Below are 14,516 nucleotides of genomic sequence, written 5' to 3' on the forward strand. Positions count from 1 at the left end.
GAAGGAAAAAGCGAATCTTTCGATGTTACGCCAGCAGCGTCGGGACGGGCATGGCGCTCCGCCGGTGTGTCCACAAAATGGACAGTGTCTACGTGCTGGACACTGGAGGGGGCTACGGGCCGTCGCGGGCAGCCCGCGCGGCCTCGACCTGCGCCTGCCGGCGATAGCGCCCCGCCGCGAAATGGTAGAACGGCTGCGGGCAGAACTGGCGCGCCACCACCGATGCCGATAAAGCCCCCACCAGCAGCCAGAACAGCATGGGCTGGCTGCCGGTCATTTCCATCACGATCACGCTGGCGGTCAGCGGCGACTGCGTGGCCGCGGCCAGAAAGGCCGCCATGGAGATCAGCACCAGCACGCGCCGGTCGACCTCGCCGCCGCTCAGCTCCCACAGATGCTGCCCGATGCCGGCGCCGGTGGTCAGCGCCGGCGTGAAAATGCCGCCCGGAATGCCTGCCCAGTACGACACCACCGTGGCGGCCAGCTTGGCCAGCCCGAATGCCGCGGGCCCTTCGGACTCGCCGGACAGCAGCCCGCCGGCGACCGCATAGCCTGTGCCATACACTGTGTCCTGGCTGAGAGCGCCCAGCACGGCCAGGGCCAGGCCCATGGCCGCCGCGGTGTAAATCGGGTGGCGGCGGATCCAGCCGCGCCACAAGACAGGCGCGACACCGGCCGCCCCCTTGCTCAGCAGGCGGCTGAACACGCCGCCCAGCACGCCATTGACCAGGCCGCACAGCAGCACCCACATGGCCATGTAGTGCGGCAGGGAAGTTCCGCCGAAGGTGCCGAAATACGGGTTGTTGCCCGCCAGCGCCACCACCAGGAAACCGGCCGCCAGCACCCCGATCAGCACCAGCCGCTGCCAGCGCAGCACCGTGCCGCGCCCCAGTTCTTCAATGGCGAAGATCACGCCCGCCAGCGGGGCGTTGAAGGCGGCGGCCAGGCCGCCCGCCGCGCCGGCGGCGATCAGTTCGTTGGCATGGAAGCCGCGCAGCGGCACGCCCATGCGCCGCCAGAAGCGTCCCCAGGCCAGCATGACGGCGGCGCCGACCTGCACCGAGGGGCCTTCGCGGCCGGCCGAGGCGCCCGCCGCCAGGCCCAGGAAGGTCAATGGAATCTTCCAGACCGTCTGGCGGGGCGACACCAGGCTGGTTTGCGCCGGCCCGGGCGGCAGGGTCAGCGCGCCGATCACTTGCGGGATCCCGCTGCCGGCCGCCTTGGGCGCCAGCCGCAGGGTCAGCCAGCGCAACAGGGCGAAGGCGGCGGGAATAAGTACGAATGCCAGCCAGCCGTAGCGGGACACCCAGGCGTGGTTCCATTCCAGGGCCAGGTCGGCCAGGCGGGCAAAGCCCAGCGATACCAGCGCCACCAGGGCGGCGCCGCCCAGCAGCAGGCCCAGTTGCAGGCTTTTGCGCGACAGGCGTCCCATCTGGCGCGCCTTGCGGTGGGACAACAAGCGCAGGCGGGTCGTCAGGCGGCGAATCAGTGGCATGGTCGGCTGGCAGGCATGGAAAACGAAGCGGGCGGCGGCGCGGCTGGCCCGCTACCATACCACTGCAGCGCAGGCAGCGGCAGGCGGCACGCCAGCCTCCGCCCTGCCCCGCGCGCCAACGAAAACGCCCGGCCAAGCCGGGCGTTTGCTTGGGCGGCAGGCCGCTCAGGCGAAGTTCTTGGCCGCGAAGTCCCAGTTGACCAGCGCCCAGAAGTTTTCCAGGTACTTGGGACGGGCGTTGCGGTAGTCGATGTAATAGGCGTGTTCCCAGACATCACAGGTCAGCAGCGGCTTGTCGGCCGTGGTCAGCGGCGTGGCGGCATTGCTGGTGTTGACGATGTCGAGCGAACCGTCGGCCTTCTTGACCAGCCAGGTCCAGCCCGAGCCGAAGTTGCCGGCGGCGGACTTGTTGAAGGCTTCTTTGAAAGCGTCGAAGCTGCCCCACTTGGCATTGATGGCGTCGGCCAGCTTGCCGGAGGGCGCGCCGCCCGCGTTGGGAGCCAGGCTGTTCCAGTAGAACGTGTGGTTCCAGATCTGGGCCGCGTTGTTGAACACGCCGCCGGACGATTTCTTGACGATGTCTTCGAGCGAAGCGTTTTCGAATTCGGTGCCGGGAATCAGGTTGTTCAGGTTCGTGACGTAGGTCTGGTGGTGCTTGCCGTAGTGAAACTCGAGCGTTTCCTTGGAGATGTGCGGAGCCAGAGCGTCCAGCGCGTAAGGCAGGGGGGGAAGAGTATGTGCCATGTGGGTTCCTTCTTTGTTGAGTGCACGATCAAGCGGAACCATTGTATCGGCTCTTGGCGTGGGCACGCCGGCTTAACCCTGTTTCGGCGCGGGGTTAACGCGGGCGCGGCTCCAGCACCTGCACTTGCGCGCCGCCCTGCGCGAATGTCACCCCCAGTTCCTGGCCGCGCGCCAGCGGGGCGCCCTCGCGCACGATGCGGCCCTGCGCATCGCGCACGATGGCATAGCCGCGCGCCAGCGTGTGCTGCGGATCGAGCGCGCGCAAGTGGGCGGCCACGGAAGCGGCGCGCGCCTGCCGTACGGCCAGATGGCGGGCCTGCGCCTGCCCCAGCCGGCGCGCCAGGGCGGCCAGCCGCTCGCCGGCGCGTTCGAGGTCGGGCGCCGCGTGCCCCAGCCGCTGCGCCAGCAGGCCGATGCGCGCGGCGCGGCGGCCCTGCGGGCCGCTCCAGGCAGCGGCCAGCCGATGGCGCAGGGTGTTCAGCCGTTCGGCCTGGTGCGCCAGCCGGCGCGCCGGCGACACCAGTTGCGCGGCCGCCCGGTCCAGGCGCTGGGCGGCCCGTTCCAGCCGGCGCTGCTGCCCGCGCGCCAGGCGCCGGGCTGCCTGCTCTACCTGGGCCAGCAGGTCGGCGCGCGGCAGGCAGGCCAGTTCGGCCGCCGCGGTCGGCGTCGGAGCGCGCACGTCGGCCACGAAATCCACGATGGTGAAATCGGTTTCGTGCCCGACGCCGCTGATCACCGGAATAGCGCTGGCGGCCACCAGGCGCGCCAGGGTTTCATCGTTGAAGCTCCACAAATCTTCGATGCTGCCGCCGCCGCGCACCAGCAGCAGCGTGTCCACTTCCCCGCGCGCATTGGCCAGCTGCAGCTGGCCAGCCAGGCGGGCGGCCGCATCGGCGCCCTGCACCGGCGCCGGATACACCACCACCGGCACCTGCGGCGCGCGGCGCGCCAGGGCCGACAGCACGTCGCGCAACGCCGCCGCGTGCAGCGAAGTGACCACCCCGATGGCCCGCGGCAGCGCCACCGGCACGCGCTTGGCGGCGGGCTCGAACAGGCCTTCTTCGGCCAGTTGCGCCTTCAGGCGCAGGAACGCCTCGTAAAGATTGCCCAGGCCCGCGCGCCGCATGGCCTCGGCCTGCAATTGGTAGTCGCCGCGAGGCTCGTACAGCGAAACGCGGGCGCGCACTTCCACCTGGTCGCCGGCACGGGGCACGAAGCCCACGGCCGAGGCACGGCCGCGGAACATCACGGCGCGTACCGCCGCGCGACTGTCTTTCAGGGTGAAATACCAATGGCCCGACGCGGCCTGGGTAAAGTTGGATATCTCGCCGCGGACCCACAGTGACGGGATGTTGCGCTCCAGCAATTGGCCCACTGCTTGGTTCAACTGGGCAACCGTCATGATATCCCGCGTAAATACGTCGTTTCTTACGGGAAATTCAACTGTCATAAGGCTTTCCGAAGAGATATCTGTCCACAGGGCTTGCCGGGCGGGCTCAGATGATATCGCAGACGCCCCCGCCACGGCCCGATAGCCCGCAGCGCCAGCAAATTGGTACTAAGCAATTGTTTTTTATAAGAAAAATAGCCAACCCCAGATAGGCATGCCACCACCGACCCAGCGCAGAACCAGCATTCATCCGCCTTTGGGGGAAGTTCTGCACAGAATTATCCACAAAAACTGTGGATAGATTGGGCCGACGGCGGCGGCCTTGCCACGGGCCCCTTCCGCCCGTTACAGTTCGCCCTTGAATCGGGTTGCGCCGCCGGGCGCGGCCACCCCCGGGAGCGCACGCCTTGCTGTCCATTTTCCGCGAAGCCGGCTGGCCGATCTGGCCGCTGCTTGCCACGTCCGTATTGGGCCTGGCCCTAATCGTCGAACGCCTGCTTTCGCTCAGGCGCAGCCTGATCCTGCCCCGCGGGCTGCCCGACCAGGTGCTGGAAATGCAGCGCAACGGCCAGGATACGCCGGAAGCGCTGGCCAGGCTCGAACGCAACTCGCCGCTGGGCCGCGTGCTGGCCGAAGTACTGCGCCAGCGGCACCAGCCGCGCGACGTCCAGCGCACGGCCGTCGAAGACGTGGGCCGCGCCGTGGCCCACGAACTGAACCGCTATATCCCGGCGCTGGGCACGGTGGCCGTCATCGCCCCGCTGATGGGGCTGTTCGGCACCGTGGTGGGCATGATCGAGATCTTCGGCTCGTATACGCCCTCGGGGGGCGATCCGGCGCAACTGGCGCGCGGAATCTCCATTGCGCTGTACAACACTGCCTTCGGCATCCTGATCGCCATTCCCGCCATGATCGCGCACCGCTACCTGCGCGGGCGAGTCGATGGACTGCTCAATGCCATGGAACAGATCGCGGCCCGGGTGGCGCGCGCCAGCGCGCCGGGCGCACAGCCCGGGAACCAGCCATGAATTTCCGCGGCGCCCGGGGCGAACGCGACGATCTCGAGATCAACCTGATCCCGCTGATCGACGTGCTGCTGGTCATCCTGATCTTCCTGGCCGCCACCACCTCGTTCGCGCGCTATACCCAGCTGAAGGTCACGCTGCCTGAAGCCGCCATCGAACAGGAAACCCCGCCCGCCATCGAAGTGGCCATCAGCCGCGACGGGCGCTATGCCATCAATGGCACGCTGGTCGATGCCGCCGGGCCGGACGACATGGCGCAGGCCCTGGCGCTGGCGGCTGCCGGCAAGTCGCAGCCGCTGCTGCTGATCAACGCCGATGCCCAGGCCACCCACCAGTCGGTGGTCAATGTCATGGAAGCGGCCCGCCTGGCGGGCATCGGGCGCGTCAACTTCGCCGCCCAGAACGCCCGGTGAAGCCGCCCCCCGCGCGCGCCCCCTTCCCGCAACGCCACTGGCAGCACGACGGCTGGCTGGCCACGCTGCTGCGGCCGCTGTCGGCCCTGACCGCCTGGCATGTGGCGCGGCGGCGCGAACAGTACCAGGCCGGCCGCCGGCCGGTGTACCGGGCTCCCGTGCCGGTCGTGGTCATCGGCAACATCTATGTAGGCGGCACCGGCAAGACCCCGGTGGTCATCGCCACCGTGCAGGCGCTGCGCGAGCGCGGCTGGACGCCGGGCGTGATCAGCCGCGGCTACGGCGCGCGCATCGGGCCGCAGCCGCGGGTCGGCCAGGGCGACCTGGCCCCGGCCAGCTACGGCGACGAACCGGCCCTGATCGCCCGCGCCACGGGCGCGCCGGTCGCGGTGCATCCGCGCCGGGCCCTGGCGGCCCAGGCCCTGCTGCAGCGCTATCCCCACGTGGATGTGATCGTGTCCGACGACGGGCTGCAGCACCTGGCGCTCGCGCGCGATGTCGAAATCGCCGTGCAGGACGAACGGGGCGTCGGCAATGGCCGCCTGCTGCCGGCCGGCCCCCTGCGCGAGCCCGCCGCGCGGCTGGACACCGTGGATGCCGTGATCACCAACCGCGCGCCAGGCTCGCCGGCATCCGCTGGCGCCGGCACCGGGCCACGGCGGGCCGACATGCGGCTCGAGCCCGACGCGGCCCGGCACCTGCAGAGCGGCGCCCGCCGGCCGCTGGCCGATTTCGCCGACGCCTCGGCATTCCCGGCCGTGGCCGCGGCCGCGGGCATCGGCAACCCCGAGCGCTACTTCGCCACCCTGCGCGCCGCCGGCGTGCGCCCCGCCCCCTGCCTGGCGCTGCCCGACCACTACGACTACCGCCGCTCGCCGTTCGACGCCGTCGCCGCCGACGCGATCCTGATCACCTCGAAAGACGCCATCAAATGCCGCGGGCTGGACGATCCGCGCCTGTGGGAAGTGCCGGTGCAGGCGCGGCTTTCGGACCCCGGGCTGTTCGACTGGCTGGCCGCGCGCCTGCGCCGGGCGGCCGCCGGCGGCTCCCCCTGAAACGGCGCCCGCCTGCCCGCCAAACTGCTTTAAAATCGCGGCATGGAATCCCGCCTTCTCGACACTCTCGTGTGCCCCCTCTGCAAGGGCCGCCTCGACTACGACCGCGCCCAGGCCGAACTGATCTGCCGCGCCGACCGCCTGGCCTATCCCGTGCGCGACGGCATCCCGGTCATGCTCGAATCAGAAGCCCGGCAGCTCGACGCCGCGCCTTCTGGCCCGGCCTGAGCCGTGAGCTTCATCGCCCTGATCCCGGCCCGCATGGCGTCCACACGCCTGCCCGACAAACCGCTGGCCGACATCGCCGGCAAGCCCATGGTGGTGCGCGTGGCCGAACGCGCGGCCCGTTCGGGCGCCGCCCGCGTCTACATTGCCACCGATGACGCCCGCGTCGAGCAGGCAGCCGCCGCCCACGGCCATACCGCCCTGCTCACCCGCGCCGACCATCCCACCGGCACCGACCGTCTGGCCGAGGCCATCGAACAGCTGGGCCTGGCCGACGACGCCGTCGTGGTCAACGTGCAGGGCGACGAACCCCTGATCGACCCGGCCCTCATCGATGCCGTGGCCGCCGCGCTGCAAGCCCACCCTGACGCCGCCATCGCCACTTGCGCCTGCCCCCTGGCCGACGCCGAGGCGCTGTTCAACCCCAACGTGGTCAAGGTCGTGTGCGGCGCCGACGGACGCGCCCTGTACTTTTCGCGCGCGCCCATCCCATGGGCCCGCGACGCCCTGGCCGGCGGGCAGCGCGTGCTGGCGCCCGGCCTGCCGGCCCTGCACCACATCGGGCTTTATGCCTACCGCGCGGGCTTCCTGCGCCGCTTCCCGGCCCTGCCCCAGGGCGCGCTGGAACGCTACGAGGCGCTGGAACAGCTGCGCGCCCTGGAACACGGCCACGCCATCGTCGTGCACCGCACCCCGCAGCCGCCCATGGCGGGGGTCGATACGCCCGCCGACCTGCAGCGCGTGCGGTCGCTGTACGCGGATGGGTTATAAGGGGTTTCCCTTGATACGCACGGCCACAAGGGCTGCTGCGTTGCGGCATAATCGTTCCCGGTCATAAAAATTCGCAATCATTCAGGAGCACCCATGCGTCTCATCCTGCTCGGACCGCCCGGCGCCGGCAAAGGCACCCAGGCCGCATTCGTCACCCAGCACTTCGCCATTCCGCAGATTTCCACGGGCGACATGCTGCGCGCGGCCGTCAAGCAAGGCACGCCGCTGGGCCAGGAAGCCAAGAAAGTCATGGACGCGGGCGGGCTGGTATCCGACGAGATCATCATCGGCCTGGTCCAGGACCGCCTGAAGCAGCCCGACTGCGCCAACGGCTACCTGTTCGACGGCTTTCCCCGCACCATCCCGCAGGCCGATGCGCTCAAGAGCGCCGGCGTGGCGCTCGACTACGTGGTCGAGATCGAAGTGCCCGAAGAAGACATCATCGAACGCATGAGCGGCCGCCGCGTGCACCCGGCCAGCGGGCGCAGCTACCACGTGCGCTTCAACCCGCCCAAACAGGAAGGCCTGGACGACGTCACCGGCGAACCCCTGGTCCAGCGCGACGACGACCGCGAAGATACGGTGCGCAACCGCCTGGCCGTGTACCAGAAGCAGACGCGCCCCCTGGTCGACTATTACGCATCGTGGGCCCAGGCCGGCGACGGCAAGGCGCCCAAGTACCGCAAGATTTCCGGCGTGGGCGCGGTCGACGACATCAAGGCCCGCCTGTTCCAGGCGTTGGCCGGCTGAACGGGCGGCAGCGCCCCCCATCCCCCGCGCCGCGGCATGCCGCGGCGCTTCACTGAATTCATCTGTTTCCAAAGGCTCTACATGGAAATCGCGAACAAGGTATTCATCGTCACCGGCGGCGCGTCCGGCCTGGGCGCCGGCACGGTGCGCATGCTGGTGGAAAACGGCGCCAAGGTCATCATCGCCGACCTGCAAGACGAGCCCGGCCAGGCCCTGGCCAACGAACTGGGCCAGCGCTACGTGCACTGCGACGTCACCCAGGAAGCCGACGGCCAGCGCGCCGTGGCCGCCGCTCTCGAACTGGGCGCGCTGTTCGGCCTGGTCAACTGCGCGGGCGTGGCGCCGGCCGCCAAGATCGTCGGCAAGAACGGCGCGCATCCGCTCGACCTGTTCCAGAAAGTCGTTTCCATCAACCTGATCGGCAGCTTCAACATGATGCGGCTGGCCGCCGAAGCCATGAGCGCCAACGCGCCCGAGCCCACCGGCGAACGCGGCGTGCTGATCAACACCGCGTCGGTCGCGGCGTTCGACGGCCAGATCGGCCAGGCCGCCTACGCGGCCTCGAAGGCCGGCGTGGCCGGCATGACGCTGCCCATCGCGCGCGACCTGTCCAAAACCGGCATCCGCTGCATGACCATCGCCCCGGGCATCTTCGGCACGCCCATGATCTTCGGCATGCCCCAGGAAGTGCAGGACTCGCTGGCCGCCAGCATCCCGTTCCCGGCGCGCCTGGGCCGTCCCGAAGACTACGCCAAGCTGGTACGCAGCATCATCACCAACGACATGCTCAACGGCGAAACGATCCGCCTGGACGGCGCGATCCGCATGCCGCCCAAGTAATCCCGCCCCGCGCGCGCCGGCCCGGCCGGCGCGCGCTTTTTCTTCTTTCTACATGGGTCTGTTCCGCTCGGCCGCCACCGTCAGCAGCTTCACGCTGCTGTCGCGCATTACCGGCCTGATCCGCGACATCCTGGTTGCGCGCGCCTTCGGCGCCGGCCCGCTGACCGACGCCTTCTGGGTCGCGTTCCGCATTCCCAACCTGCTGCGCCGCCTGTTTGCCGAAGGCGCGTTCGCCCAGGCGTTCGTGCCCATCCTGGGAGCCGCCCGCAACGAACGCAGCGACGCCGAGGTGCGCACGCTGCTCGACCGCGTGGCGGTGCTGCTCACCCTGGCGCTGATGGCCGTCACGCTGGCGGGCATCCTGGCCGCGCCCTGGGTCGTCACCGCGATGGCCAGCGGCCTGCGCGGCGAGGCTCGCGGCACTGAATTCGGCGCCGCCGTCTGGATGACGCGGATGATGTTCCCGTACATCCTGTGCATGTCGCTGGTGGCGTTCGCCTCGGGCGTGCTGAACACCTGGCGGCGTTTTGCCGTGCCGGCCTTCACGCCCATGCTGCTGAACCTGTCCATGATCGCCGCCTGCCTCTGGCTGGCGCCGCGCATGGACATCCCCATCTACGCGCTGGCCATTGGCGTAATGGCCGGCGGCGTGGCGCAACTGGTCATGCAATGGGCCGCGCTGGCGCGCCTGGGCCTGGTGCCGCGCCTGTTCACCAGCGTGCGGCAGGCCTGGCGCGACCCCACCGTGCAGCGCATTTTGCGGCAGATGGCGCCGGCCACGCTGGGGGTGTCAGTGGCGCAGATATCCCTGCTGATCAACACCAACATCGCCACCTGGCTGGCGCCGGGCAGCGTCACCTGGCTGTCGTTCGCCGACCGCCTGATGGAATTTCCCACCGCCCTGCTCGGGGTGGCCCTGGGCACGGTGCTGCTGCCCAGCCTGTCGGCCGCTCACGCGCGGCGCGACGACGCCGCCTATTCGGCGCTGCTCGACTGGGGCCTGCGCCTGGTGCTGCTGCTGGGCCTGCCGGCCGCCGTCGGGCTGGCCCTGTTGTCCGACGGGCTGGTGGCCACCCTGTTCCATTACGGCGCGTTCCAGGCCCAGGATGTCGCGCAGACCCGCCTGGCGGTCGTCGCCTACTCGGTCGGCCTGATCGGCATCCTGGGGGTCAAGATCCTGGCTCCCGGGTTCTACGCCCAGCAAGACATACGCACGCCGGTGAAAATCGCCGTGATGGTGCTGGTGGCCACCCAGCTGATGAATCTGGCGCTGGTGCCGGCCCTGGCCCATGCCGGCCTGGCGCTGGCCATCGGCCTGGGCGCCACCCTGAACGCCCTGGCCCTGCTGGTCGGACTGCGGCGGCGCGGCACCTACCAGCCGGCGCCTGGCTGGCCGCTGTTCCTGCTGCGCCTGCTGCCGGCCCTGGCCGCCCTGGCGCTGGTGCTGGCCTACGCCGACCAGCGCCTCGACTGGGTCGCGCTGCAGGCGCATCCGGGCCAGCGGGCCCTGTGGCTGGCGGCGGTGCTGGCCGCCAGCGGCGCGGCCTATTTCGCCGCCCTGTTCACTTGCGGCTTCCGGCTGCGCGATTTCGGCCGGCGTCATGCCGGTTAAGGCCCAAAACTGTAAAAAAACAAGAATTTACGCCCGCACTATGTAATCTAAAGTAAAAAAAGCATTATTATTTAATGATGCAATTGCTCGGTAGTCGTTCGGGTTCGCTCATGGCAACGGATACCCCCTCCAGTCAGGCGTCGCCCCTCTCAGACCAGGTCATAGACTGGCTGCTGCTGCTGCGCTCCGGCCGGGCGACGCAGCACGATTACGCCAAATTCCTGGCCTGGCGCGATGCCAATCCGCAACACAACAGCGCCTGGCAGCAGCTTACCGGCACATTGGGCGGCGCGGCGTTCGGCCGGCTGGGCGATTCGTACCCGGCAGGCTACGAATCCGACCTGCCCCCGCTCGAAGCCCAGCCCGTTTCCCGGGCGCGCCGGCGCTTCCTGGGCGGCGCCGCCCTGCTGGCGGCCGGCGGCGCATCGGCCGCCTACGTGGGCAACATGTTCTTCCCGCTGGGCAGCCTCACCTCCGATGCCGCCACCGGCACCGCCGAACGCCGCCGCTACATGCTGTCCGACGGCAGCGAACTGCTGCTGGACGCACGCAGCCGCATCGACCTCACCTACACGGCCAATGCCCGCAAGCTGAAACTGCTGGCCGGGGCCGTCACGGTGGCCGCCAGCGCCACCGACCACCGTCCGTTCACCGTCACTACCGCCGAGGGCACCATCCATTCGGCCGGCAGCCGCTACATGGTGCGGCAGCAGCCGCACCGCACCCTGGTAGTGGCGCACGACGATCCCGTCACCATTGAAACCCTGGCGGGCGCGCGCGACGTCCTGCGCCCCGGACTGGGGGTGCGCTTCGATTCGGTGCGCGTAGGGGTGCCCCGCGCCGAACTCGCCGCCCAGGCCGCCTGGGAACACGGCCTGATCGACGCGCGCGGCCAGCCCCTGGCCGAAATCGTCCAGGCGCTGCGTCCCTATTATCCTGGCAGCCTGCGCGTCTCGATGGCGGCAGGCGGCCTGCCCGTTACCGGCGAATATTCGCTCGACGACGTCGACACCACGCTGCGCAGCCTGCAGGAGCACATGCCCATCGACGTGCGGCGCTTCACTCCGTGGTTCGTATCCATCGGGGTGGCCTCGGCCTGAGGCCGCCCTGCTGCCTTGACCAGGCAAATGTCTTGCAATCCCTGGCAGAGTTGCTACAATATTGGACTTTGCCGAATTCACTAGATACCGCAACATGGCCAATACCGCCCAAGCACGCAAACGCGCCCGTCAATCGGTGGAGCGCAACAAGCACAATTCCAGCCTGCGCTCGATGCTGCGCACCGCCATCAAGCGGGTACGCCAGTCCATCGCTGCCGGCGACAAAGCGGCGGCCAGCGAAGTGTTCCAGAAAGCCACCAGCGTGATCGACCGCGTGGCCGACAAGAACATCATCCACAAGAACAAGGCCGCTCGCCACAAGAGCCGCCTGGCCGCCGCCATCAAGGCGCTGGCCTGATCATTCTGCCGCCTCTTCGGGGGCGGCATGAATACGGCAAAACAAAAGGATGCCCGCGGGCATCCTTTTGTTTTGGGCGGGCCTGCCGCGCATGGCCCGCCATGCCTGGCGGGGCTCAGGTCGGAAACGACTCGCGCAGCGCGAACGTGGCCTGCTTGAACACCCCCAGGTCGGTGCCCACCGCCACGAAATGCATGCCCATGTCCAGGTAGCGGCGCGCGTCGGCGTGTACCGGCGCCAGAATGCCCACGGCCTTGCCCTGCGCGCTGACGCGGTGGTACAGGTGGCGGATGGCCTCCTGCACTTCCGGATGCCCCGGGTTGCCCAGATGCCCCAGCGCAGCCGCCAGGTCCGACGGGCCGATGAAGACGCCATCCACGCCCTCTACCGCCGCGATCTCGTCCACCGCCTCGATGCCGGGGCGGCTTTCAATCTGCAGCAGCACGCAGATGTTGTCGTTGATGGTGTGCAGGTAGTCGGGCACCGTGCCGTAGCGGTTGCTGCGCTGCGAGCCGGCCACCCCGCGGATGCCCTGCGGCGGATAGCGCGTGGCCGCCACCGCGCGGCGGGCGTCTTCTTCCGATTCGATGAACGGAATCAGCAGGTTGTAGAAACCGATATCCAGCAGGCGCTTGATCTCGACCGGGTCGTTCCACGACGGCCGCCCCACCGGCGCGCTGTCGCTGCCCTGCAGGGCCTGCAGCTGCTGCAGGAACATCGGCACCTCGTTGGGCGAATGCTCGCCGTCCAGCAGCAGCCAATCGTAGTTGGCCAGCCCCACCAGCTCTGCGGTAATGTGGCTGGACATGCACATCCAGAAGCCGATCAGCCGTTCGCGCGCCAGGATGCGCTGGCGGAAGCGGTTGGGTAGCGGAGAAGTCATGAAGATTCCTTTGCAGTGGCGAATTCAGTCAGTTCGGGCGCCGCGCCCGCGGCTCAGTGGATCTCGGGCTCTCCGGCCGTCTCTTGGCGCTGCCCGGTCTGCAGGAAATCGAAATCGCAGCCGGTATCGGCCTGGCTGATGTGCTTCAGGTACAGCACGCCGTAGCCGCGCTCGAACCGGGGCGGCGGCGCCTGCCAGGCCGCGCGGCGGGCGGCCAGCTCGGCATCCGGCAGCTGCACGTCCAGGCGCCGGTTGGGCACGTCCAGGGTGATCAGGTCGCCGTCGCGCACCAGCGCCAGCGGCCCGCCCACATACGATTCCGGCGCCACGTGCAGCACGCACGCGCCGTAGCTGGTGCCGCTCATGCGCGCATCGGAAATGCGCAGCATGTCGCGCACGCCTTGCTTGAGCAATTTCTGCGGGATCGGCAGTTGGCCCCATTCGGGCATGCCCGGCGCGCCCTGCGGGCCGGCGTTCTGCAGCACGATCACGCTGTCGGCGTCCACATCCAGGTCCGGATCGTCGATGCGCGCGGCCATGTCGTTGTAGTCTTTGAACACCACGGCGCGGCCCGTATGGGTCTGCAGGCGCGCCTCCATGGCCGGCGGCTTGATCACCGCGCCGTCGGGCGCCAGGTTGCCGCGCAGCACGGCCAGGCCGTCGCGCGGAACCAGCGCCTGCTCGCGCGTGCGGATCACGTCGTCGTGGAAGACGCGCGCCCCGGCGATGTTTTCGCCCAGCGTGCGGCCGTCGACGGTCTGCTGGGCGGTGTCGAGCAGGTCGCCCAGCTGAACCATCAGGGCGCGCAGGCCGCCGGCATAGTAGAAGTCTTCCATCAGGTACTTGCCCGAGGGACGCAGGTTGGCCAGCACAGGCGTGCTGCGCGCCAGGCTGTCGAAGCGGTCGAGATCGAGCGGAAATCCGCAGCGCCGCGCCATGGCGATCAGGTGCACCACGGCGTTGGTCGAGCCCGACAGGGCCAGCACCGTGCGCACGGCGTTGTCGAACGATGCCGCCGTCAGCAGGCTGGACGGGGTGACATCGTGCCACACCATCTCGACGATGCGCTTGCCCGACAGGGTAGCCATTTGCGCATGGCGCGAATCGGGCGCCGGAATCGACGAATAGCCCGACAGGCACAGGCCCAGCGCCTCGACCGCCGCCGTCATGGTGGATGCGGTGCCCATGGTCATGCAGTGGCCGGGCGAACGCGCGATGCCGTCTTCGACGCCCTGCCAGTCTTCTTCAGTGATGTTGCCGGCGCGCAGCTCCGCCCAGTATTTCCAGGTGTCCGAACCCGAGCCCAGCGTCTGGCCGTTCCAGTTGCCGCGCAGCATGGGCCCGGCCGGCACGAAGATGGTGGGCAGGTCCATCGAGGCCGCCCCCATCAGCAATGCCGGCGTCGTCTTGTCGCAGCCGCCCATCAGCACACAGCCATCGGCCGGGTACGACCGCAGCAGCTCTTCGGTTTCCATGGCCAGCAGGTTGCGGTAGAGCATGGTCGTGGGCTTCTGGAAAGGCTCGGACAGGCTCATGGCCGGCATTTCCACCGGAAAGCCGCCGGCCTGCCAGATGCCGCGCTTGACCTCTTCGACCCGCTGCTTGAAATGGCTGTGACAGGGGTTGATATCGCTCCAGGTGTTGATGATGGCGATCACCGGCTTGCCGGCGTAGTCGGAGCGGTGGTAGCCCATCTGCGCCGTGCGCGAGCGGTGTCCGAACGAACGCAGGTCTTTCACGCCGTACCAGCGATGGCTGCGCAGGTCTTCGGGGCGCTTGCGCTTGGAATGGTCAGTCATGGGATGGAGTCCTTCGATGAGTCGTCGGGATGCGGCAAGGGCCGTCTCGTTTCGGG

Annotated in this window: 15 protein-coding genes; 10 read left to right on the forward strand and 5 right to left on the reverse strand. The window is 69.1% G+C overall.

Annotation, left to right across the window (positions count from 1 at the left end):
• Positions 1-112: 112 nt before the first annotated feature.
• The 3 genes from J2P76_RS14180 to xseA form a co-directional block, all read right to left on the reverse strand.
• On the reverse strand, positions 113-1,432 hold the full coding sequence (locus J2P76_RS14180; RefSeq protein ID WP_207409210.1) for a chloride channel protein: 1,320 nt from the start codon (positions 1,430-1,432) through the stop codon (positions 113-115).
• Between the two features lie 228 nt (positions 1,433-1,660).
• Positions 1,661-2,239: a superoxide dismutase [Fe] gene (gene sodB / locus J2P76_RS14185; protein WP_012249576.1), complete on the reverse strand. Its 579-nt coding sequence runs from the start codon at positions 2,237-2,239 to the stop codon at positions 1,661-1,663.
• A gap of 94 nt (positions 2,240-2,333) precedes the next feature.
• Positions 2,334-3,689, reverse strand: coding sequence for an exodeoxyribonuclease VII large subunit (gene xseA, locus J2P76_RS14190; RefSeq protein WP_207408341.1), 1,356 nt, complete (start codon positions 3,687-3,689; stop codon positions 2,334-2,336).
• Positions 3,690-4,036: 347 nt separating this feature from the next.
• Here xseA and J2P76_RS14195 point away from each other — a divergent pair, with 347 nt between their 5' ends.
• The 10 genes from J2P76_RS14195 (at position 4,037) to rpsT (ending at position 11,778) form a co-directional block, all read left to right on the forward strand.
• Positions 4,037-4,657: a MotA/TolQ/ExbB proton channel family protein gene (locus tag J2P76_RS14195; RefSeq protein WP_207408342.1), complete on the forward strand. Its 621-nt coding sequence runs from the start codon at positions 4,037-4,039 to the stop codon at positions 4,655-4,657.
• On the forward strand, positions 4,654-5,067 hold the full coding sequence (locus tag J2P76_RS14200; protein ID WP_207408343.1) for an ExbD/TolR family protein: 414 nt from the start codon (positions 4,654-4,656) through the stop codon (positions 5,065-5,067). The genes J2P76_RS14195 and J2P76_RS14200 overlap by 4 nt, the downstream gene beginning before the upstream one ends.
• On the forward strand, positions 5,064-6,122 hold the full coding sequence (gene lpxK / locus J2P76_RS14205; RefSeq protein ID WP_207408344.1) for a tetraacyldisaccharide 4'-kinase: 1,059 nt from the start codon (positions 5,064-5,066) through the stop codon (positions 6,120-6,122). The genes J2P76_RS14200 and lpxK overlap by 4 nt, the downstream gene beginning before the upstream one ends.
• Before the next feature lie 42 nt (positions 6,123-6,164).
• The gene (locus J2P76_RS14210) at positions 6,165-6,350 is read left to right on the forward strand and encodes a Trm112 family protein (protein WP_207408345.1); all 186 of its coding nucleotides are present in this window, start codon (positions 6,165-6,167) and stop codon (positions 6,348-6,350) included.
• A 3-nt stretch (positions 6,351-6,353) separates the two neighbouring features.
• Entirely contained in the window at positions 6,354-7,118 is a 765-nt protein-coding gene (gene kdsB, locus J2P76_RS14215) for a 3-deoxy-manno-octulosonate cytidylyltransferase (protein ID WP_207408346.1), read from the forward strand.
• Positions 7,119-7,211: 93 nt separating this feature from the next.
• The gene (gene adk / locus J2P76_RS14220) at positions 7,212-7,868 is read left to right on the forward strand and encodes an adenylate kinase (protein WP_207408347.1); all 657 of its coding nucleotides are present in this window, start codon (positions 7,212-7,214) and stop codon (positions 7,866-7,868) included.
• 81 nt (positions 7,869-7,949) lie between these two features.
• Positions 7,950-8,708, forward strand: a complete 759-nt coding sequence (locus J2P76_RS14225) for a 3-hydroxyacyl-CoA dehydrogenase (protein ID WP_207408348.1) — start codon at positions 7,950-7,952, stop codon at positions 8,706-8,708.
• 52 nt (positions 8,709-8,760) lie between these two features.
• On the forward strand, positions 8,761-10,320 hold the full coding sequence (gene murJ, locus J2P76_RS14230; RefSeq protein WP_207408349.1) for a murein biosynthesis integral membrane protein MurJ: 1,560 nt from the start codon (positions 8,761-8,763) through the stop codon (positions 10,318-10,320).
• Positions 10,321-10,430: 110 nt separating this feature from the next.
• Positions 10,431-11,420, forward strand: coding sequence for a FecR family protein (locus J2P76_RS14235; RefSeq protein WP_207408350.1), 990 nt, complete (start codon positions 10,431-10,433; stop codon positions 11,418-11,420).
• A gap of 94 nt (positions 11,421-11,514) precedes the next feature.
• Positions 11,515-11,778 carry a 30S ribosomal protein S20 gene (gene rpsT / locus J2P76_RS14240; protein WP_012249586.1) on the forward strand — a complete coding sequence of 88 codons (264 nt, stop codon included), beginning with the start codon at positions 11,515-11,517 and terminating at the stop codon, positions 11,776-11,778.
• Positions 11,779-11,893: 115 nt separating this feature from the next.
• Here the strand turns inward: rpsT and garL are convergent, their stop codons facing one another.
• Positions 11,894-12,661, reverse strand: a complete 768-nt coding sequence (garL, locus tag J2P76_RS14245; RefSeq protein WP_207408351.1) for a 2-dehydro-3-deoxyglucarate aldolase — start codon at positions 12,659-12,661, stop codon at positions 11,894-11,896.
• 53 nt (positions 12,662-12,714) lie between these two features.
• Positions 12,715-14,460: an L-arabinonate dehydratase gene (gene araD, locus J2P76_RS14250; protein WP_207408352.1), complete on the reverse strand. Its 1,746-nt coding sequence runs from the start codon at positions 14,458-14,460 to the stop codon at positions 12,715-12,717.
• Positions 14,461-14,516 lie beyond the last annotated feature (56 nt).

The organism is Bordetella petrii (assembly GCF_017356245.1).
In the GTDB taxonomy this organism is placed as follows: domain Bacteria; phylum Pseudomonadota; class Gammaproteobacteria; order Burkholderiales; family Burkholderiaceae_B; genus Bordetella_A; species Bordetella_A petrii_D.

Bases quoted from the DNA above. Each gene is read 5' to 3' on its own strand.
- J2P76_RS14180 (WP_207409210.1), bottom strand. From the start codon at position 1,432: ATGGGACGCCTGTCGCGCAAAAGCCTGCAACTGGGCCTGCTGCTGGGC.
- sodB (WP_012249576.1), bottom strand. From the start codon at position 2,239: ATGGCACATACTCTTCCCCCCCTGCCTTACGCGCTGGACGCTCTGGCT.
- xseA (WP_207408341.1), bottom strand. From the start codon at position 3,689: ATGACAGTTGAATTTCCCGTAAGAAACGACGTATTTACGCGGGATATC.
- J2P76_RS14200 (WP_207408343.1), top strand. From the start codon at position 4,654: ATGAATTTCCGCGGCGCCCGGGGCGAACGCGACGATCTCGAGATCAAC.
- J2P76_RS14210 (WP_207408345.1), top strand. From the start codon at position 6,165: ATGGAATCCCGCCTTCTCGACACTCTCGTGTGCCCCCTCTGCAAGGGC.
- adk (WP_207408347.1), top strand. From the start codon at position 7,212: ATGCGTCTCATCCTGCTCGGACCGCCCGGCGCCGGCAAAGGCACCCAG.
- J2P76_RS14225 (WP_207408348.1), top strand. From the start codon at position 7,950: ATGGAAATCGCGAACAAGGTATTCATCGTCACCGGCGGCGCGTCCGGC.
- murJ (WP_207408349.1), top strand. From the start codon at position 8,761: ATGGGTCTGTTCCGCTCGGCCGCCACCGTCAGCAGCTTCACGCTGCTG.
- J2P76_RS14235 (WP_207408350.1), top strand. From the start codon at position 10,431: ATGGCAACGGATACCCCCTCCAGTCAGGCGTCGCCCCTCTCAGACCAG.
- rpsT (WP_012249586.1), top strand. From the start codon at position 11,515: ATGGCCAATACCGCCCAAGCACGCAAACGCGCCCGTCAATCGGTGGAG.
- garL (WP_207408351.1), bottom strand. From the start codon at position 12,661: ATGACTTCTCCGCTACCCAACCGCTTCCGCCAGCGCATCCTGGCGCGC.
- araD (WP_207408352.1), bottom strand. From the start codon at position 14,460: ATGACTGACCATTCCAAGCGCAAGCGCCCCGAAGACCTGCGCAGCCAT.